The organism is Streptomyces sp. NPDC107522 (genome assembly GCF_055657525.1).
In genome coordinates this window covers 424,500-442,789 of sequence record NZ_JBVKAU010000003.1, presented here as the reverse complement: position 1 = coordinate 442,789, position 18,290 = coordinate 424,500, and the positions used below count along the sequence as shown (strand labels likewise).

20 protein-coding genes are annotated in these 18,290 nt (G+C 66.3%); 3 read left to right on the top strand and 17 right to left on the bottom strand.

Annotated features, from left to right (window positions below; all coding sequences use genetic code 11):
• Positions 1 to 94 precede the first annotated feature (94 nt).
• From ACZ7L6_RS12110 to ACZ7L6_RS12065, 10 genes are all read right to left on the bottom strand, one after another.
• Positions 95 to 247 carry a hypothetical protein gene (locus ACZ7L6_RS12110; protein WP_471922607.1) on the bottom strand — a complete coding sequence of 51 codons (153 nt, stop codon included), beginning with the start codon at positions 245 to 247 and terminating at the stop codon, positions 95 to 97.
• A complete protein-coding gene (locus ACZ7L6_RS12105) occupies positions 244 to 621 on the bottom strand; it encodes a hypothetical protein (RefSeq protein WP_471922604.1) in 378 nt (125 codons plus the stop codon). Before ACZ7L6_RS12105 ends, ACZ7L6_RS12110 begins: the two co-directional genes overlap by 4 nt.
• Before the next feature lie 15 nt (positions 622 to 636).
• On the bottom strand, positions 637 to 1,500 hold the full coding sequence (locus ACZ7L6_RS12100) for an AAA family ATPase (protein WP_471922601.1): 864 nt from the start codon (positions 1,498 to 1,500) through the stop codon (positions 637 to 639).
• Complete coding sequence (locus ACZ7L6_RS12095; protein ID WP_471922599.1) at positions 1,484 to 1,894, bottom strand: deoxycytidylate deaminase; 411 nt, start codon at positions 1,892 to 1,894, stop codon at positions 1,484 to 1,486. The genes ACZ7L6_RS12100 and ACZ7L6_RS12095 overlap by 17 nt, the downstream gene beginning before the upstream one ends.
• A gap of 62 nt (positions 1,895 to 1,956) precedes the next feature.
• Complete coding sequence (locus ACZ7L6_RS12090; RefSeq protein ID WP_471922597.1) at positions 1,957 to 2,394, bottom strand: hypothetical protein; 438 nt, start codon at positions 2,392 to 2,394, stop codon at positions 1,957 to 1,959.
• Positions 2,391 to 2,516 (bottom strand): hypothetical protein, encoded by a 126-nt coding sequence (locus ACZ7L6_RS12085; protein WP_471922594.1) that lies wholly within the window; start codon positions 2,514 to 2,516, stop codon positions 2,391 to 2,393. Before ACZ7L6_RS12085 ends, ACZ7L6_RS12090 begins: the two co-directional genes overlap by 4 nt.
• Positions 2,517 to 2,521: 5 nt before the next feature.
• A complete protein-coding gene (locus ACZ7L6_RS12080; RefSeq protein ID WP_471922592.1) occupies positions 2,522 to 3,010 on the bottom strand; it encodes a hypothetical protein in 489 nt (162 codons plus the stop codon).
• A gap of 27 nt (positions 3,011 to 3,037) precedes the next feature.
• On the bottom strand, positions 3,038 to 3,988 hold the full coding sequence (locus ACZ7L6_RS12075) for a hypothetical protein (RefSeq protein ID WP_471922589.1): 951 nt from the start codon (positions 3,986 to 3,988) through the stop codon (positions 3,038 to 3,040).
• Positions 3,985 to 4,392: a hypothetical protein gene (locus ACZ7L6_RS12070; protein ID WP_471922587.1), complete on the bottom strand. Its 408-nt coding sequence runs from the start codon at positions 4,390 to 4,392 to the stop codon at positions 3,985 to 3,987. Before ACZ7L6_RS12070 ends, ACZ7L6_RS12075 begins: the two co-directional genes overlap by 4 nt.
• 258 nt (positions 4,393 to 4,650) lie before the next feature.
• The gene (locus ACZ7L6_RS12065) at positions 4,651 to 5,100 is read right to left on the bottom strand and encodes a hypothetical protein (protein WP_471922586.1); all 450 of its coding nucleotides are present in this window, start codon (positions 5,098 to 5,100) and stop codon (positions 4,651 to 4,653) included.
• A gap of 234 nt (positions 5,101 to 5,334) precedes the next feature.
• Between ACZ7L6_RS12065 and ACZ7L6_RS12060 the strand changes: the two genes are divergently transcribed.
• From ACZ7L6_RS12060 to ACZ7L6_RS12050, 3 genes are all read left to right on the top strand, one after another.
• Entirely contained in the window at positions 5,335 to 6,246 is a 912-nt protein-coding gene (locus ACZ7L6_RS12060; protein WP_471922584.1) for a hypothetical protein, read from the top strand.
• A gap of 56 nt (positions 6,247 to 6,302) precedes the next feature.
• Complete coding sequence (locus tag ACZ7L6_RS12055) at positions 6,303 to 6,977, top strand: hypothetical protein (protein WP_471922582.1); 675 nt, start codon at positions 6,303 to 6,305, stop codon at positions 6,975 to 6,977.
• Positions 6,978 to 7,056: 79 nt separating this feature from the next.
• Positions 7,057 to 7,386: a hypothetical protein gene (locus tag ACZ7L6_RS12050; RefSeq protein WP_471922581.1), complete on the top strand. Its 330-nt coding sequence runs from the start codon at positions 7,057 to 7,059 to the stop codon at positions 7,384 to 7,386.
• Between the two features lie 55 nt (positions 7,387 to 7,441).
• Here the strand turns inward: ACZ7L6_RS12050 and ACZ7L6_RS12045 are convergent, their stop codons facing one another.
• From ACZ7L6_RS12045 to ACZ7L6_RS12015, 7 genes are all read right to left on the bottom strand, one after another.
• Entirely contained in the window at positions 7,442 to 7,642 is a 201-nt protein-coding gene (locus tag ACZ7L6_RS12045; RefSeq protein ID WP_471922578.1) for a DUF7439 family protein, read from the bottom strand.
• Positions 7,639 to 8,472, bottom strand: coding sequence for a C40 family peptidase (locus ACZ7L6_RS12040; protein WP_471922576.1), 834 nt, complete (start codon positions 8,470 to 8,472; stop codon positions 7,639 to 7,641). The genes ACZ7L6_RS12045 and ACZ7L6_RS12040 overlap by 4 nt, the downstream gene beginning before the upstream one ends.
• Before the next feature lie 69 nt (positions 8,473 to 8,541).
• Positions 8,542 to 8,892 carry a DUF2746 domain-containing protein gene (locus tag ACZ7L6_RS12035; protein ID WP_471922573.1) on the bottom strand — a complete coding sequence of 117 codons (351 nt, stop codon included), beginning with the start codon at positions 8,890 to 8,892 and terminating at the stop codon, positions 8,542 to 8,544.
• The gene (locus ACZ7L6_RS12030; protein ID WP_471922572.1) at positions 8,889 to 10,196 is read right to left on the bottom strand and encodes a tail fiber domain-containing protein; all 1,308 of its coding nucleotides are present in this window, start codon (positions 10,194 to 10,196) and stop codon (positions 8,889 to 8,891) included. The genes ACZ7L6_RS12035 and ACZ7L6_RS12030 overlap by 4 nt, the downstream gene beginning before the upstream one ends.
• Before the next feature lie 12 nt (positions 10,197 to 10,208).
• Positions 10,209 to 12,668 (bottom strand): siphovirus ReqiPepy6 Gp37-like family protein, encoded by a 2,460-nt coding sequence (locus ACZ7L6_RS12025; RefSeq protein ID WP_471922570.1) that lies wholly within the window; start codon positions 12,666 to 12,668, stop codon positions 10,209 to 10,211.
• Complete coding sequence (locus ACZ7L6_RS12020; RefSeq protein WP_471922569.1) at positions 12,668 to 13,516, bottom strand: phage distal tail protein; 849 nt, start codon at positions 13,514 to 13,516, stop codon at positions 12,668 to 12,670. The genes ACZ7L6_RS12025 and ACZ7L6_RS12020 overlap by 1 nt, the downstream gene beginning before the upstream one ends.
• The gene (locus ACZ7L6_RS12015; protein WP_471922568.1) at positions 13,513 to 18,288 is read right to left on the bottom strand and encodes a hypothetical protein; all 4,776 of its coding nucleotides are present in this window, start codon (positions 18,286 to 18,288) and stop codon (positions 13,513 to 13,515) included. The genes ACZ7L6_RS12020 and ACZ7L6_RS12015 overlap by 4 nt, the downstream gene beginning before the upstream one ends.
• Positions 18,289 to 18,290: the final 2 nt, after the last annotated feature.

Genomic DNA, 18,290 nt, shown 5'->3' with positions numbered 1-18,290 from the left:
GAGTTGAAGTCGATGTCGTAGTGCTCGAAGACGGCTTCGAGCGTGGGCTTCTCGTGCTCCTGGTCCTCGTGGTCGCTGTCGATCCGGCGGAACCTCACGGCAACCGCCTACCGACGAACCAGCCCTTCCGGTCGTCGTAGCCGAGGGACTCCAGCCCTGCGGCCCCGGCCGTCTCCACGTCGAAGCGGTTCAGCTCGTCGACCAGGCGCTCGTACTCGTTGGCCTCTTCGAAGGTGATGGCGTTCACTCGGCGTCGCCCAGACCGAAGTACGCCTCGACCGTGGTCAGGACGAACGCCTTCCGCCAGTTCTTTCCACGGCGCTTCACGACGACGATCGACTCCACGCGATCAGGGTCGATGCCTCGGTGCTTGGCGAAGTTCAGGCGCTCGCGCTCGGCCTCGTCGAGGAACGGGCCCGGCTCGAACTTGGCGTTCTTCGCTTCGATGATGGTGAATAGGCCGTCGTCCTCGCGGATAGCGAGATCGCCCTCGTCCTCTGCGCCGGTAAGTCGCAGGCGCTCGGCGTCTTCGCCGACCGACCGGAGGCCCGTCATCAACTCGATCTCCCAGTCGGCACCCTTGCGCTTGTTGGCCCGGTTGCGCGTCGTGATCGTGGTCAAACTTTACACCGCCTTCTACTTGATCAGGGCATCTGTGGGAGACCAGGGCTTCGCGGGCGTCGCCGCCGGCACCGCGCGTTCGAGCTTCGAGAAGCGCGTCACCTCGGGGTGGCACCGCATCGACGCGTACCGCCTGGCCGTGGGGTCACACGGCCCCATGCGCTGTTTGATCACGGCGACCCGATACTCGTGCGAGGTCGGGTCCAGCGCCACGGAGAGGCTCAGTTCGGGCTTCTCCGAGAGGCCACCTTTCACCTGATCGCGCGAGGGCGGGGCCCACGGGTCCGACTTCGCTTCCCAGCTCTTGTCACTTGCGTGATGCAGGACGATCACGGTTGCGCCGGTCGCTCGGGCAAGCTCGGTGAGGCCGCTCATCACGGACATCTGCTCCGTGTAGTCGGACTCGGCGCCCTCGAAGTCCATCAGGTTGTCGAAGACGAAGACGGCCGGGTACGAGTCCCACAGTTCGACCCAGGCTTCGAGTTCCTCGTCGATGGCCTTCCAGGTGATCGGCGAGCCGAAGCTGAACGTGAACGGCAGGCCGGAAAGGGAGTTGAGGTACTCCATGCGGTGACGGCCCCCGGCCGCCATGCCCGCCTCGACCATCTCCGTCGTGTCGCCGGTCATCATCGACGCGAGCCGCGAGGACGCGGTGAAGGCGCTCATGTCGGCGGAGAAGTACAGGGTCGGCAAGGCCATCTGCGCCGTCCAGTACAGGGCGAAGCCGGACTTCTGCGTGCCGCTTCGGCCCGCGATCATGACGACCTCGCCGTGACGCGGACGGCACCCCATGCCGTACAGGGCCTCGAACGCCTCGACCCTCGGCAGTTCCTTGCCGGACTCGGCATGAAGCGCGAGAGACCTAGCGGGGGTCAGCACTGACGGGCTCCTCTCTGTGGACGACGCGGCGGATTCCCGCCGAGCGGATCAGGGTCAGGCAGGCCGGGCACGGCTTGCGGGTGACGTACAAGGTCGAGCCCCGAAGCTGAGCGGGGTCGGCGTGATGGATGGCGTTCGCCTCGGCATGGACGGCCGCGCAGTTCGAGTAGTCCGAGTCGCGGGCGCACTCCTCGACCGAGAGCCGCCCTCGCGGGCAGTTCGCGGCCGTCGCGCAGCCGGGCAGTCCCGCCGGCAGGCCGTTGTAGCCGACGCTCAGGACGCGGTTCGTACGGGACAGGAGCACGGCACCGACCTGCGCCCGCGTGCAGTCGGCACGGGTCGCGACGGTCTCGGCGATGCTCATGGCCCAGCAGTCCCAGTCGGGACGGGGCACGGGTCCTCCAGACCCGCGAGGCGGGGGCCAGCCAGCGACCGGCCCCCAGCTCCTCGCGTGTGTCAGTCGAAGTCGGGAGCCTCGGCGACGGCCGCGTTCACGGCGGCCTCGCGTGCCTGGGCGTACTCGATGACCTTCTGACGGACCCCGGCGTCGTTCACCGGACGCCAGACCCAGGCGGGGTGGGCGCCCGGCCGCTTCGGGGGAACCTGGTCCAGCTTGACGATCGTCGCGTTGCCGACGACCTTCTCCAGGTCACGGGCGAGGAGGGTCTGTTCGACCCGCGTGCCCTTGTTGATCTCGGGGGAGAGCTTCTCCAGGCTCTCGCGGTCCTTGAAGATGGTGATGTCGCAGAGGGCGGAGTCCTTCGGCCCGTTCGGCGTGGGCCGCTGGGACTCGTACGAGTTGACCTCGATCAGGAACGCCACCGCGTCCTTCACATCGGCAGGCTTGAACCAGCCGCCGCCAGCGGTGGGGATCTCGACGAAGTTCAGGGTCACTCGGTTTCTCCTTCGGTGGTGCTGTCGTTGCGGTAGTAGGGGGTCGGCTCGGAAAGGCGCGGGGTGATGACGGAGCCCAGCGCGGAGACGACCAGGACGAATGCGAGGATCACGGCGGGCACGGGCGCTACCCGTTCTTGATGGCCCGGCCGCGGGCCTTGTAGGCGGACATGACGGTGGGGTCGTCGAACATGGCCTGGTTGGCGGCCCAGAGCTTCTTCAGCTCGTCGGGGCTGGGCGCCTTCTCGATCTCGCCCAGAATCCAGGCCGACTTGTTGTCGGTGGTCTGCTCGGGCTTCGAGGCCGAGACAGCCGCCCACGGGTCGTTCTCCGGGGCCGGGGCGGGAGTCTCGGAGATGATCCGAGCGTCGAGGATCGAGGCGACGTTGCCCTTCCCGTGTGCGAGGTTCGTCGCGTTGACAACGAGGTCGCTCAGCGAGAGGCCGGTCTCATCTTTACACTCGAACCCGAAGTAGTCACAGATCAGCTGACGGACCTGGGGCACGGTCCCACGGAAGACAGCCCAGGTGTCCTCGTAGCCCTTGCCGTACTTGATGGTGACGCCGATCGTTCCGTCCGCGTAGGACGTGACGAGTTCTGCCTGATCTGCTTTCACTTCAACTCCCTCTCTCTAGGTCCAAACTTAACACGCGGGCCGATGTTTTGCAGCCTTCGTATCTGTGACGCCACTCACCCACGGGCGCATCGCGCCCTTCACGCTGCGGGTCGCGCGGATGTCGAGGGCCAGGCGCGCGGCGGCCCAGCCGATCTCCAGGTCGACCCAGTGGAGCGTGCACTCCCCGGAGCCCGCAGGCAGGTTGATGATGACGCCCCACTTCTGCGACACCCCGGCCAGCGGCGTGTACGCCTGCGCGGCTTCTTCCGCCGGCACCTCACGCTTCTTCCAGGCCGCGAACGCCTTCTTGTCCGCGCGATCCACGGGGAAGCGGGTGTAGTCGTAGAACTCGCCGCGCGAGTACACGGCAAGCTGCATCGCCATCTTCAGCTCGCTGTACTTCACGGAGCCCGTCTTCAGGTCGCCGATGAACAGACCCTCGATGTGGTTGCCGTCCGGGTCGGGCCCGGCGTATTCGAGGGTGCGGTCGAAGGTTCCGCCCGTGCGCAGCTCGGGGACGACGACGAACTTCTCCACGGCCCTGACCTCGAAGTCGATCGTCTCCATCAGGTACGCGGTCATGTCGCGTTGGTCCACTGCGGATGTGCCGGCGGGCAGGGGCTCGCCACGGTCGACGTACTCAGACAGCGTGTGCAGGTGGGTGCCCTTCTCCCGCTTCACGTTGGCCCCGGCGATGTCCTGCGCCTGTTCGGCGAGCTGATTCAGCCTGCGCTTGTCGGTCGGGTCCTCTGGGTCGAGCTGCCTCACCACGTCGAGGAGGTCAGGGCGCTTGGCGGCCCCGATCAGGGTGTTACGCGACTTCCAGTCGGACAGTGCGCTCTTGTCTTCGAGGCAGTCGATGAACGTCGTGGTGCGGGTCAGGGCCACCGGCTTACCTCCCTGCTTCGGGACGACGAGGGGGCGGTCCCATCCGTCGCGGGGGACGGTAGGCGCGGGCGTCAGGTCTATGAACTTCAAGCGATGGACTCCATGTCGTCGGCTTCGAACGGGTCTTCGGGGGCGATCGGGACCAGCCACATCCGGACTGATCCGTCGTCGAGGAGTTCGGGCTCGCACTCGTCGTCGTCCAGTGGCTCAAGACCGAGGAGCTGCACCAGGGCGAGGCCCTTACGCATGTCCGAGGGAGAGGTTTCCGGCTGGACGATCAGGGCACGGTCCCAGGCGGAGGAGTCTCCGACCAGTTCCATACCAGTCGGTAGGTTAAACTTGCTACGCGCAAGAATCCATCGGCCGATGCTGTCCTCGCCGAGCGCGTAGAGATCAGGCAGGCTCGCTTCGTGCGGCACGTCCTCCTTGTCCCGTACGAAGAGGCACTTCGTGGCGAAGCCCTGTGACCACTGCTCACCGCCGGTGTTCAGCATTCCCGTCAACGGCATCGTGGCCCCCCTGCGTGTAAACATTGGACTTGCTAGGCCCTTTCTACGTGGGCCCTACACAAGCTGTCAACCGGCAGTGTCCGGCGCTTCACCCACGGACACGCCAAGCGGAACCTTACGGTTCGCTTACCGGACTCACACTATCCAGCCGCAGGTCAGAGACCTATCAGACTCAAGGATGAGAAAACCCCCCGCTGGTCTCAGACGGGGGGTTGATTCGAACGAGATTCGAACAAGGGCAGACTAGTCACGTGCCTGGTTGCCGGTCTTCAGCTTCGGCTGACGGATGAGGTCGGTGTCGGTCTCCTCGCGCGGGATGTAGAAGAAGCCCTCCTCGGTCTCCTCGTCGTAGTGCACAACGAGACCGTCCTCGGCGAGGGTCTGCTTCCAGCTCGCCAGGCGCTTCGTGTCGCGCTCGTTCAGCTCGCGTCCGGCGCGTAGTCGGGCCTCCGCGCGCAGCATGATCGCCGGGTATAGATGCCGATGCTCGGCCTTGATCTTCCATGGGAGGAGGTCGTCGGCGCGTAGATTGCGCCGGTCAAGCCCCTTCCGCCGTCGGAAGGCGGCCCACATGGGGATCGTCGTCTCGATCCCGTACTTCTCCATGTAGGTCTGCTGCATCCACTCGTATGTTCGGTTCTCCTCGAACCAGCGGATGACTTCCTGCTCGTCTTGGATCTTCCTCGGCGGCATGGCTCCCCCTGTCTGTGGCGGTCGTCTCAATCGGTCTCAGGCGTACAACCCTGACGCAACAAGGTAAAGGTTGACCTACGCCCGATGATCATGTCAAGCTGTGACCGGACACAGAGTTGGTCCAAAACTAAACAGGTGACCCCGGCAGCGCGCCAACGCTCCGGGGTCTGGCACTGAGAGTGGTAGCTCCCAATGCGAATCCATCGTACTCGGCACGACCGTGACTTCACGGTGGTGCCAAACCGCACTGCCCGCAATCGCAAGCTGTCCTTCACAGCGCGCGGCCTGTGGCTGCACCTGATCTCCCTGCCCGATGGGGCCAAGGAAGACGTGCGCACCCTGGCCGACAACAATCCCGGCGTAGGCCGCAAGGGCGTCGCCAACGCTCTCGATGAGCTGGTGGCCCACGGCTACTACTTCCGGTTCACCATCCGTGACCCGGAGACCGGCCGCGTGTGGACCGAGACGGCCATCCACGACCTTCCCCAGACTGAGGGCTCCCCGGCTCCCGCATCACCGGCAACCGGAGACCCGGCCCTTGGGAACGCGGGAACCTCCCCTTCGGGGGAAAGGAACGTCTCTAAGGACCAGGGAAAGATCCCTCCCTTCCCTCCGCAGGACAGCGACGCCCCGACCGGGGCTGAGCAGAGGGAGGGCACCGGCGAGAAGCAGGACAAGCAGACGGCCGAGGCCGCGCGCATCCTGCGCCGCTTTGCTGCGATCGACAGCCGCCTGAAGCTGTCCGAGCGGCAGGTCGCCAAACTCGTCCCCTCCGTCGCTGACTGGCTCGACCGTGGGGCCACCATCGGCGAGATCACCGACGCCGTGACCCAGGGCCTTCCCCCGAAGGTCTACTCCGCCGCGCGCCTGATCGCCGACCGCCTCGACCGAAAGCGCCCCGAGCGCAAGCGGCAGTGGAAGCAGTACACCGACTGCGCCGAGAGCTGCGGCAACCTGTTGCCCGCAGGCCAGGAGACCGGCATCTGCACCGAGTGCGCCCTCGGCGCCGCCTCGTACTTCGAGATCGACTGCACCACGGGCGAGATCGCCGACAGCCCCGAGGCCCCGGCGCTCGGTGAGCCCGGCCCCCTCGCGCCCGCAGGTCTCGCCGCCTTCCGCGCCGCTCGCGCGGCCATGGCGAAGTAGCCCCTCCCTTCACCCGCACCACCTTGAAAGGCACAGCCATGTCTCAGCCTGCCCGCATGCCCCGGTACGCCTACGTCGTCGGCGGCCTGGTGCTCGCCGTCGCCCTCGCGATGTCCGCCCCCGGCGAGTACCAGCTCGCCCGCACAGCCGGATGGAACGAGTGGGTCGCCGCCGGTATGCCGGTCTGCATGTCCGTGTACGCCGTGGTCGCGGTCTGGTTCACCGAGAGCCGGGCCAAGGGAGAGAAGGGCCGAGGGAGCGCGATAGCGGGAGCCGTGGGCGCTCTCGGTATGACCCTCGCCGGTCAGGTCGTCGCGCACTGGATCTCTGCCGAGTACATGACCTCCTCGAAGGCGCTGGTCGCCGCCGTCTCCGCCGTCCCTGCGGTCGTCGCTGGACACGTCGCCCACATGGTCATCCGCTCCGCCCGGCCTGTGCCGGCGGAAGCCGCGGTGGTCATCGAGGACCAGGAGCAGGACGAGCACCAGGACCAGGACGCCGAGCCCGTTCAGCCGACCCTCGACGGTGACGAGCTGCCGGTCGACGAGGTGGCCAAGGCCCGCGCCCGGCGCCGTCCCGGCCGTCCCGCCCCCACCCTGGAGGAGATCAAGGAGGCCGCGAAGACCCTCGTCGCCCAGGGCGAAGAGGTCAACGGACCGAACCTCGCCAAGATCATGGGTCGCGACCGCCGGACCGGTAGCCGCTACCTCTCCCGCCTGAACGCCGCCTGACCCAAACAGCGAGCCGCGAGCCCGGCGAGTGGGGGACAATGTTGACAAGGCGTGTCCCCCACCCCTGGGAAGCGGAGGAATGGACGTAACGATCACCGTGCGTGTCTGTGACGAGTGCAAGCGGCAGGACAGGGCCGCGACCAGATACACCCTGACCGCCGAAGAGGGCGAGCCGATCACCCGCGACCTGTGCGACGAGGACGCCGCCCCCGTGCTCGGCGCCTTCGGCAAGCCCGCGAAGGCTCCCGAGAGCAAGCCCCCGGCACAGAGGAAGGCGCCGGCAAAGAAGGCCGCGGAGAAGGCACCCGCCAAGAAGGCGACGGCGGCACCCCGCAGGCGCGGCAGGACGCCGGTCAAGACTCTCGACCAGATCGAGGCGGAGAAGCAGGCCAGGGCCGCTAAGTCCTGAGACGCACGAAAGCGCCCCCCTGCCGACCCGCGAGGGCCAACAGGGGGGCGCAGTGCTACTCGGCGTCGGGCCCGTCGACCAGGCCCAGGGAGGTCGCCACCTGGACGATCAGGGCGACCTCGGGCTTGTCGGCGTACACGACGGCGGCGACGCTCACCAGGACACCCAGGGCCGCAAAGACGGCCCCGAAGCGCGAGCGGTAGCGGACAGGGAGGGCGGACAGGAAAGCCGATACGGGCTTGCGGTGCTTGCTCATCGGCGTCCCGCCTGCTTCTGGAGCGCGACGAAGCCCTTCGGCCCGATCTTCGGGTCGTGCAGCCCGCTGCGGTACGCCGGATTACGGTCGTGGAAGCGGGCCACGGCCTTCTGAGTCTCCGGACCGTAGAAGGTCGTGTACGCGCCCTTGATCGGGCCGTATCCCGCCTTGATGAGGAGCTGCTGAAGCTCCTTCACCTGGGCGTGAGTGGCGCCCGGCTTCACCGCCGCGTTCAGGGCGACGATGTTCGAAGCGGGCTTCGGGGCAGGCTTGGGTGCCGGCGGCTTCGGCTTCTCGGCCGCAGGCTTGGGCGCCTTGTCCTTCCATGCCGGGTCGGCCGACTTGATCCCCTCGGCGAAGGCCGGGTAGCCGTAACCGAACACGTAGTCGTCCTTGCGGCGGTGCTTCATCAGGTACACGCCGTCGCCCTCGGGGCTTCCGGTGCCGCCGTTGGTGTTGCCCTCGACCGTGTAAATGAAGCCGTCCGGGTCGTCGTCGTAGTCGTAGACGAGGCCGGTGTGCGTCCCGCCGTTCTTGCCGAAGAACACCATCGCGCCCACTGCGGGATACGCGCTGAACTGCTTGCGCTGCTTGAACCAGGCGACGCCGGTCAGGCAGGACGCGGTGACCGGGTACAGGCTGGCGATGCCCGCCTTGTAGGCGCACCACGCGACGAACGTCGCGCACCAGGCCATCTTGTCCGACCAGGCCAGGCCGGGCGTCTCGTCCGAATACTTCTGGTCGTTGTTCCAGTGACCGCCGCTTCGGCCTTCGTGGTAACCCTCCTCGGCCTTGGCGATACCGAGGATCTTCTGAGCCTGAGTGCTCAAGGGATGCCCTCCTTTGGGACATGCGAAAGGCCCCGTCCGCAGGGACAGGGCCTCGGGGGATGAGAGGTCTTAGGGGGTGGGGGCGGAAGCCGCGATGTGGGTGTCGAGACGTTCGGACACGGCCAGGCGCTCGACGCGCTCATGGGACAGCTCGGCGCGCAGCTCGCGAATGTCCCGGCTGTGCTCGGCCTGTCCCGCGAGGACTTGATCGAGTCCCGAGATCACGCGGTCGAGGTCGTCCCTCAAGTTCGTGGAGTGCGTGTTGGAGACCTGCTCGCGGGCCTCCTGCGCGTGCTCGCGCACTTCGTTCAGCGCTGTCCCCTGGCGGCGCACCAGTTCGACGAGGACGCCCACCAGGGCCGCGGTGACCATGCCGCCGGCGGAGACAGCCGCGACCTGAACGCTTGGGTCAAGGCTCATCGAGACATGTCCCTTACGAGCTGCTCCAGACGCTCGATCCGCTCGGCCTGGTCCTGCACGACGGACAGAAGGGCCACGCCGAGAAGGTCGTAGCGCAGGGCGTCGATGCGTCCCTCTTCGTCGTAGGTGACGATCTCGGGAAGCGTCTCGGCGACCTCTTCGGCGATCAGGCCGAACTCGTCCCGCAGGTAGTCGCCGCCCTCCTCCTTCGGCCGTCGGTCGTAGATGCGGGGACGCAGGGACAGAACTGCATCGGGGTCGATGTCGATGTCCCGGATGTTCTGCTTGAAGCGGCGGGACGAGGTGTTCCGCGCGAAGGTGCCGTCGCCCTGCACCCACACTGCGTAGTACGTCCCGGAGCCGGACACGGAGTCGGCGTGCACGCGCTTCGTACCGTTGGCCCATGCGATCGTGTCCCCGGACTCCAGGTAGGACGAGTGGGAGTGGGACGACGGCGTGAACGTCGTCGGCTTCGAGGTGATGCTCGACCAGGAGTGGGAGTGCGTCGAGGGAGCGAAAGTCGCTGGGACACCGGTCAGTTCCGACCAGGCGTGGCCGTGGGCGCTCGGGGCGAAACTCGTCGGCTTGTTGGTTACCTGCGACCAGTCGTGCGTGTGCGCGGCCGGAGGCAATGACGTGGGGGCGTCGGTGATGTCCGCCCACAAGTGCGAGTGCGCGGATGGAGGGAACGTCGCAGGCTTGCCGGACAGGTTGGCCCAGGAGACATTCGAGATCAGAGGCGTCCACGCTGTGTCGTTCCAGAACTCGAAAGCAGAGGTGTCGGCGTTGTAGCCGATCTGTCCCAGGCGCGGGGTCGCGGGACGGGTCAGGGAGTTCCACACCAGGATGCGACTCCCGACGAAGGGACGCGTCCTCTGGATGTCCCCGGACGCAATCGAGGTGACGCTCGCGTTCACCGTGACCTGCGCCAGGGCCATTTCGTAAATGCCGGTGTCCGTCTGGGTCAGGGCCGGGGGAGTCGTCGAGCCCGCGGTGCCCTGCTTCACGGCAAGGACGATGCTGTTCAGGGACGGATCGAGACGCAGAACCACCCGGTCGACGCGGGCGGACGTGCTCGCGGCCGGGATCGTCACGACCTCGGTCGCGGTGCTCTGCACCATGTGGCCCCGCAGGAAAGCCAGACCCGAGGAGACGTTCAGATTCATGCCTGACCCGGCCGTGACCGTGAAGCCAGACCCGCCGAACGAGGCCACGACGCCCGAGTCCTGGAACTCGCGGAACATCTGGGAGAACTGCGTCTCGGTGACGACCTGGGCATCGAAGGGGTAGGAGGTTATAGCCAAAGGGGGAACTCCTTAGATGGCCGCGCCCGCGTCCTCAATGACCAACTGCGACAGGGAGCCCGGCAGGTAGCGGACCATGCCGTACGTCGCGGCGGCTCGGCGAGTGTTGAGCGTGACGCCGACCGTGATCAGTCCGGCCGGGGGGTTGTTGATGTAGCAGTTGATGTCGAGGCCGGTCGCCGTGTTCGAGTCGTCGTCGAAGGTCGTGCTGAACGCGTCGCCGACGAGCGTGCTCGTAGTGGAAACCGTCGATCCGGCAGCCCAGCGGACGCAGGTGTATGCGCCCTGCTTGGCGTAGCGGAGGCTGGCGTTATCGCCCGTGCCGTCCGTGTCGACGGCCGCGATCCTGAGCACGACCTTGTAGCAGCGGCCCGCCTCGGCCGTGAACTGCTGCGTGTAGATCACGGACGCCGTGTCACCGATGTACGACGAGGTGGCGAGGCTCTGTATGGCGAGGACGCCCTTCGCGGCCTTCTCGTTGAACGCCGTGGTCCGCCAAGCCGTCCAGCCCGCCGCGTCGTTGCCCGTGCGCGTCCACTCCTCGACGGTGGTCGGGCTGAGCCGAAGCCACGTCTGGTGAGCGTAGGTACTGCCGACAGGGTGGACGGTTTTCACCGTGCCGTACTTGCCTCCGTTGCCGAAGGCCCATCCGCCGGCAGCGGCTTGTGTCTCGTTCATCGTCATCGTGGACACGCCGTAGGGGTACGCGCCCGGCAGTGAGCTTTGGGTGTAGCTCGCGGGGTTCAGCTGTGCGTCGAAACCGGCCTGCCGCCAAGAGCCCCAGCCCGAGCTATTGCCTGCGCGCGTCCACGTCTCGGGAGTTGTGTCGCTTCCGCCGACCCGCTGCCAGGTCTGCGAGGCGTTTACGCCTACCCGTCGCGTGGTGAGGATTCCCCACTTCCCGCCGAAGTCCCAGCCGCCCGAGGTTGCCTCGGTGTCGGCGAGGTAGAGGGTCGAATGCCCCTCCGGGAAGGACGCCACGGGTGTGGACTGGGTGACGGCGGAGGCCGTGAGCTGGTGATCGAAGCCGACCTGTCGCCAGGGCGACCAGCCGCTCGTGTTGCCACCGCGCACCCACATCTCATGGTTGGTGGTGTTCGCGTGCACGCGGCGCCACGTCTGAGTAGCGTCGCCGCCAGTCCATACGCGGGTGGTGACGTACCCCCACTTCCCGCTGAAGTCCCAGCCGCCCTGGGTCGCGGCGGTGTTGCTCAGGTAGAACTCGGTCGTTTGGCCCTGGGGGTACGCCGTGGGCGGCGTTGCCTGCGTGATGCCGCCAGGGTTGATGACGCGAGGGCCGGGAGGCGTCGCTTCCGCCGTGCGCTCCAGCGAGGAGACACGGGACTCCAAGTCCTTCTGCGCAGAGGCCGCAGCCGCTTCGGGGGACAGCGGGGTCGGATCGCCCAGGGTGGCGCCCAGCCGGTAGCCGTCCGAGTCGACCTTCAGGACCACGCCCGTGACGACGGCCGCCATCTCCGTTCCGCCGACGATGACGGACACCTTGTCGCCGAGGAACCAGTCGCGTCCGAAGTCGAGCGCGGAGTCTTCCATCGGTACGGCCTGCGCCGCCCGTACGGTCGTGCCCCCATCGGCGAGGGCCTCGGTGCCCTTCTGCGTCAGCTCCGCCGTGTCGGTCGAGGACCGCTCGTCGATGAACGTCTCGATCCGTCGACCCCAGTCCGTCTCGGCCGCGATCGAGTCGGCGTTGTCGACGGGCACGAACAGGCGGTTCGAGCCGTCTCCGTCGCCGCCCACGATTACTCGAGTTTTTGCCGGCGTCGACACTGAGACTCGCTGGCCCGCGAGCGTGTTGTTCACGACGCCGAGGCGGGCCTCCTTCGTGCGGTCCTTCACGGCGTACGTCTCGAAGACGAGGTTCGCGCCCCGCTGGACGACTCGGAAGCCGAGGCCCGCAGGCTCCGCCAGTTCCTTGCACAGCTCGCCGAGCTGCTGGAAGCGGGCGGCCTTGCTCACGATCGTGCCTCGCGCGCCGTTGGTGCCCATGATGAGCCCGGCCCGGCGCCGGTTGGCCGGGGCGCTTGGCCCGCAGTTCGCGTTGACGTAGTAGTGCATGAGCGACTCGGGCGTGTCGGTCCGGTCGTCGTAGGCCCGGCTCTGCGTCGAGGCGTCCCCGTTGGTCGGCTCGGGCCAGGCGAGCATGTCGCCCAGGATGATCGTGTCGTCCACGCCCTCGACGGTCAGCGTGCCGAGAGGGTCGGTCGCGGTGACGGCGTTCTCCGTCTTCGTCACCGGCCCCGAGAACAGCACGTCCGAAGGGCCGGTCACGATGATGCCTGCGCCGGGCGTGGACAGAACGGCGGCGAGCGGATGCTCGGCGTTGATCTGGAGCTTCCACGTCCCGACGTTGTTGTGTACGTCCTCCGCTTCCATCGTCAGGAGATCCGCGGGGATGGCCCCGACGCGCGTCAGCGTCTTGTCGCGCACCTCGACGAGGAGATCCTCTTGCTTCACTAGATCACCACCCACTTACGAGGCCGCCAGGAGCACACGATCTTCGAAGCGGACGTGGTGTTGAGGAGTGAGGCCGTCGCCGTCGTGGTGCCGGGCGGGATGGACCAGAAGGCCGGGGCCGTAGCCAGGGAGGCGTACCGGTTCGCGCCGGTCCCGTCCTTGACCGTGCCCGCGCCCATGTCGACGATCAGCTTCTCCCCGGCCGCGAGCGTCCCCGTCCAGTGCAGCGTCTTGCCGGCGGGACTGATCGCCTTGAAGTTGTCGCCCGGCCCGGTCACCTCCCACACGGGGTAGGCGTTCACGTCCCCGTCGTTGGAGAGCTGAACCGAGCCGATCGCCTGCGAGGAAGCGAGCGGCATGTTCGACATGGACGACAGGAACGCGCCCGCTGACGCCCCGCCGATCGGTACCGTCTGCGGGGAGTCGGCGAGGAAGTACGGGGACGGGGCCCGCAGGGTGATGGTCGTCTGCACGTCCCGAGAGCCGGTGCCGGCGTCCATCTCCCCGCCGCCGATCCATGCGACGGGTGTCGACCAGCGACCGCCCGTGCTGTCGATGTGCGTCAGGGTCAGCCCGCTCTCGTCCGCCAGGACCCGCGCGAGGCGGGTCACCAGCTCGGACAGGTGGACCTTGTTCCGCCCCACGATGTCGAGGGGGATGTCGATGTCGCGGGGCAGGACGCGCCGCCCACGGTAGGCGGCGCCGTCCCCTGCACCTTCGAGCCACTGAACGGAGAGCTTGGGCAGGCCCAGGCCGGTTGCCCCGGCGAGGGCCTGGAACCCCACCCCATCCGTCTCGAACCCGTCCAAGCTGAGCCTGTCCGAGGCCGAACTCAGTTCCAGCTTCACCAGCCGACCATCCTTGCCCGCGAGGCAGCCGCGAACAGCTCCTCCTCGGACGAGAGGGAGCTGCTGCCCGCGTAGTAGTTGAGAACCTTCGTGACGGTCTGGCCGGGGCCAGCCGTCGACAGACCGCCAGAGACAGCCGCCGAGACCTCACGAGACGCCCCGGAGTAGGCGCTCGACGCGAGCGCGTTCGTGGCACGCTCGACCCGCCCGCGCTCGTCCGAGACGCCGAGGCTGAACCCCTGGCCGACGAACGAGCCGAGCTTGCGGAACAGGCGGCTGGGCGAGTGGATGTGCAGCGCCTTCTTGATCGCGTCCACCATGGCGTCGGCGATCTTGAGCATCTGCTTCTCGATGGCGTCCTGCTGCGCTTCCAGACCCTTGACGAGTCCTTCCGCCGCCTGAATCCCCGCGTCGTACATGTAGTGCGCTGCGGTGGACCCGGCCTTGCCGGCGTACTTCTCCAGCTCCTTCTGAAGGTCGTTGACCTCCGAGACGCCAGAAGCGCCAGCGTTGGCGATGGCTTCGGCTGCCGCGAGTCCGGCCTCCGGTCCGGCCATGGCGATCTGATCGAACGTGGTCTGGTTCAGCCCGAGTTGCTTGAGCTTCGCCAGCACGGACGCGAACCGCTTGGCCTGCTCGACCGCGTTCTTCAGGGAGTTGGAGATGGTCTCGAAGGTGGCGTCCTTGACCTTGGTCACGTCGCCCGTGTCGATGACCTTCTCGCGAACCTGCTTCGCGTAGTTCGACATGTCGTCGCGGAGCTTGTCGAGCTTGTCCTTCGCCGCTTCGAGCCTCTTGGCCCCGGCCTCCCACGAGGCGGCCAACTGAAGGAGCTTGGTCCGGTCTCGGTTGATCCGGTCCTTCAGGCCCTTCGAGGCGTTCTTCGGGATCTTGGCCGTCAGGTCTTGCAGCGACTGCTTGACCTTGTCGTACTGGGACTCAAGGCCCTTGATCAGACCCGAGATGATCAGGCGACCGGCGTCGTAGAGGAGCTTGGCGTCCTTGGGTGCCGGGCCCTTCCAGTCGGTCAGCTTGTCGGTCAGGCTGCCCAGCGTGCTCTTGACCGAGCTGAACATGGACTTCAGACCGTCGATCAGACCGGTGATGATCTTCTTGCCCGCATCGACAAGCAGAGACTTAGCGTCGCTGAATATCTGCTTGACGTTCTTCGGCAGATCCTTGACGAAGTTCACGCAGTCCTTGATCTTCTGAGAGAAGACCGTCTTGACTGCCTCCCAGGCGGTACCCGCCTCGGACTTGATCTTTGACCACGTTTCGCTGAAGAACTTGATGATGGCTTGCAGGGCCGCGCCAGGGGCATTCCTCAGTGCCGTCATGAACTCTGCGAAGTTGGCCTTCGTCGCGTTCCAGACGTTGATGGCAGCCGTCTTGATGGCGCCCCAGGAGTTGTCCCACAGGCCCTTGATGGAGGCCAGGAGCTTCTTTCCTGTGCCGAGAATGCCGACGTTGAGGAACACTAGGAACAGGCCCTTGATGGTGTCCCACAGGCCAGAGAGGAACGTCTTTAGGCCGCTCCACATCTGCTTCAGGCCGTCGAGAGCCATGCCCCAGTCGCCTGTGATCAGGCCGACGAAGACGCCGATGATCGTCTTGAAGAACCCGACCAGGAAATTCCAGACGCCGACGAAAACGTCCTTCACGCCGGTGAGGACATCGGCCACACCTTGAAGCGCCATGACGAGCGAGTCAAGGAAAAGCGACGCGATGAACTCGATGGCAGGCGCCAGGATCGGCATCAGGAAATCGACGATCGCGAGGAGGGCCTGAAGGAGAGGCTGAGCCGCCTCCATTACGGCGGTGAATGCCTCACCGATCTTCGGCAGGAACTCGGCGGCGAGCGACTGGATAACCGGGATCAGCGGCAGAATCGCGGCCGTGAGAATCTGCATGAGAATCTCGATGATCGGCTGGAGTGCAGCCGACATGGTGGACAGCGTTTCTACGATGATCGGAATGATCGGCGCGAGTCCAGCGACCAGGGCCTCGATCAGCGGGGTCAGCGCCGTGACAACCGTCGTGATCAACGGAGCCAGAGCGGCGACCGCGCCACCGAGGGCCTCGCCGAGGAGCCCGATCAGGGGCTCGATCGCCGGGGCGAGCGCCGAGAATGCCTCGGAGAGTGGCGTCAGGACGGCCGCGATCAGCGGGCCGAGCATCGACAGGAACGAGCCGACCAGGCTGAGCATGGTGCCGAGCGCAGCGCCAAGCGGGGCCATCGCGGGGGCGAGGGCGTTTACCGCATCCTGCATGCCGTCGAAGACAGCGTGGATTCCGTCGGTCACCGCCGGCTGATTCAGCGCGCTGGCGATAGCGCCCACTGCCGTACCGATGATGTTGCCGACCTGCGGGAGAACGCTCGTCAGGAGACTGACGAATCCCGAAAGGAAGCTCTTGATCTCGGGACCGGCGACGATCCCGATTTCCTTCATCGCCTCGTGCGCCGAGTAGAACAGCATCCGCATGGCGTCCTGGACGCCAGAGCTGTCGATCAGCGTGTGAATGCGGTCGAGGGTGCCCGCGAGGATCTGGAGGGTTGAACCTCCGGCCTCTTCGGCTGCGCGGGAGATCCCCGCGAAGATGCCTCCAACATCGACGATGATCGAGCCGAGAGCCTTGAGAGCATCAATGCCCTCATCGACCATCTTCTTGATTCCGTCGTCGCCCTTTTTCTTGAGCCAGCCGTCGAACTTCTCGGAGATGTCGACGAACCAGTTCGCCAACTGCGGGAGGTACGAGGTGCCGACCCGGCCCAGGGTGGCGATGATCGAGGCGAAAGTGTCGGTGCCCGCCGTCGCATTCGTGATCGACTGCGACAGGTCCGTGAACATCTGGTCGAGCGCGGGGGAAAGCGCGCCCTTGAGGTTCGTTGCGAAGGAACCGAAGAACCCGCCCAGTTCGGTGGCCGTCTTCTCGACGCCGGCACGGAACTGCGGAAGCAGCTCGGTCACCATTCCGCGAATCGGCTCTGCGGCCTTGGCCCAGAAGTTCTCGGAGATGGTGTCCTGCAAGCCCGAGAGGGCCTGCTTCGCCTCGGGGATCTGCTTGTTGAAGTCCTTGAAGGCGGCGACCGTTACGCCCAGGCCGACCGCGACTCCGCCCAGAAGACCGGGGAGGAGAAGGGCCGTTGGCGCGATCGACGCCAGCGAGGCGGACAGCGTGAAGAGGTTCGAGGCCGCGGTGATGCCCCACCCGGCGAGGCCCGCGATGGCGGTCGCCAGGGTGCCGATGATCGGCGCCGACTTGTCGAGGTTGCGGATGGTGTTGCCGAGGTGCTCGAACACCTCGCCCAGGACGCGGCCTCCGGAGAGCGCCTTCAGCATCGCGGCAGCCGTCGCCGCAGCCGAAGCGTTGACCTTCGGGATGATGTCGACGACGCGGTTCCTCGTCAGCAGGGCGAGGTGCGCCACGGTGGCGAGGACGCCGGTACGGGAGACCTCGGGCTCGATCTCCGACTTCAGCTTGTCGATCTTGTCCTGAAGCTGGTCGATGTCGCGCTCGACCTTGCGCTTCGCCATCGCGTCCAGCTCGGGCGTGATCTTCGCCTTGAGGTCATGCATCTGCTCGAAGGCCGCTTCGAGCTGCCGCTTCGTCTCGATGACCATCTGCTTGTCGAGCTTCGGCCGGACCTTGATGGCGTCCATCTGGGCCTGGATCTCGTCGCGCGCCTTCTGGGCGGCCTCGCGATCCGCGGTGACCTTGGCCTGGATCTGGGCGTCGAGGATGGACTTCATCTCGGCCTGCGCGGTCAGGAGAGACCGCTTGTCCATCTTGACCTTGATCTCTTCCCGGCCCATTTCTTCGAGCTGGTCTTCGATCTGCTTCAGTGCAGCCTCGACGGACGACATCGACTTCTTGTCGACCTTGAGGTCAAGGGTCAGATGCTTTTCGAGACGCTCACGCGCTTTCAGGAGAGACGCCTCGTCCATCTTGACGGAGAGGTCGATCTCCTTGAACTTCTCCAGCTCTGCGTCGATCTTCGCAATCGCGGCCTTGACGGAGTTCGTCGAGCGCGGGTTGAAGCCGATCTCCAGGCGGAGGAGCTTTTCGAGTCGCGCCTTCTCGGCCTGAAGCGACGCCTCGTCGAGCTTGACCTTGATGTCGACGGCGCGCAGATCGGAAAGCTCGCGGTCGATCTGGCCAATGGCCGACTTGATCGAGGACTGCGATTCCTTGTCGACGCGCAGATTGATATGCGCGATCTCGCCGAGGCGCTCCTCGAACAGGTCGACAGCCGCATTCAGGGAGTCCGAGTTAACGTCGATGTCGATGTCGGTCTGGGCGAGTTCGTCGAGCGCGGCCCGAACCTTGGAGATGGCCTTGGCCACCGACGCCTGAGAGTCGAGGTTCACGCCGAGGCTGAGGTCCGACAGCTCCTCGTCGGCGCCCTGGCGGACACGGCGGGCCTCGTTGATCATCTGCTGACCCGAGGCCCGGAAGGTGATGCGCTGCTGGTTGGCCCGCTGCTGGTACGCCTGAGCGGCCTTCTTGACCTCGCCGGACATGCCCGCGAGGTCGAGCTTCGTGTAGAACCGGATCTTCCGGGAGTCCGTGTTCTTGTTGTCCCGGTTGATGTCCTTGACGATTTCGAGGACATCCTTGCGGGCGCCGGCAGCGTCGGCCTTCGTGCGGATCGTGATCGCAAGATCGTGCTCGATCTTTTCGAGCTGCTTCTTCAGGTCTTCCTTAAAGCCGGACGTATCCGGCATGACCTTTACAGCAATCCGACCGACGATATTCGATTCCGACGCCACGG

Coding starts and splice junctions, on each gene's coding strand:
- ACZ7L6_RS12070 (WP_471922587.1), bottom strand. CDS start 4,392: ATGCTGAACACCGGCGGTGAGCAGTGGTCACAGGGCTTCGCCACGAAG.
- ACZ7L6_RS12065 (WP_471922586.1), bottom strand. CDS start 5,100: ATGCCGCCGAGGAAGATCCAAGACGAGCAGGAAGTCATCCGCTGGTTC.
- ACZ7L6_RS12055 (WP_471922582.1), top strand. CDS start 6,303: ATGCCCCGGTACGCCTACGTCGTCGGCGGCCTGGTGCTCGCCGTCGCC.
- ACZ7L6_RS12050 (WP_471922581.1), top strand. CDS start 7,057: ATGGACGTAACGATCACCGTGCGTGTCTGTGACGAGTGCAAGCGGCAG.
- ACZ7L6_RS12045 (WP_471922578.1), bottom strand. CDS start 7,642: ATGAGCAAGCACCGCAAGCCCGTATCGGCTTTCCTGTCCGCCCTCCCT.
- ACZ7L6_RS12035 (WP_471922573.1), bottom strand. CDS start 8,892: ATGAGCCTTGACCCAAGCGTTCAGGTCGCGGCTGTCTCCGCCGGCGGC.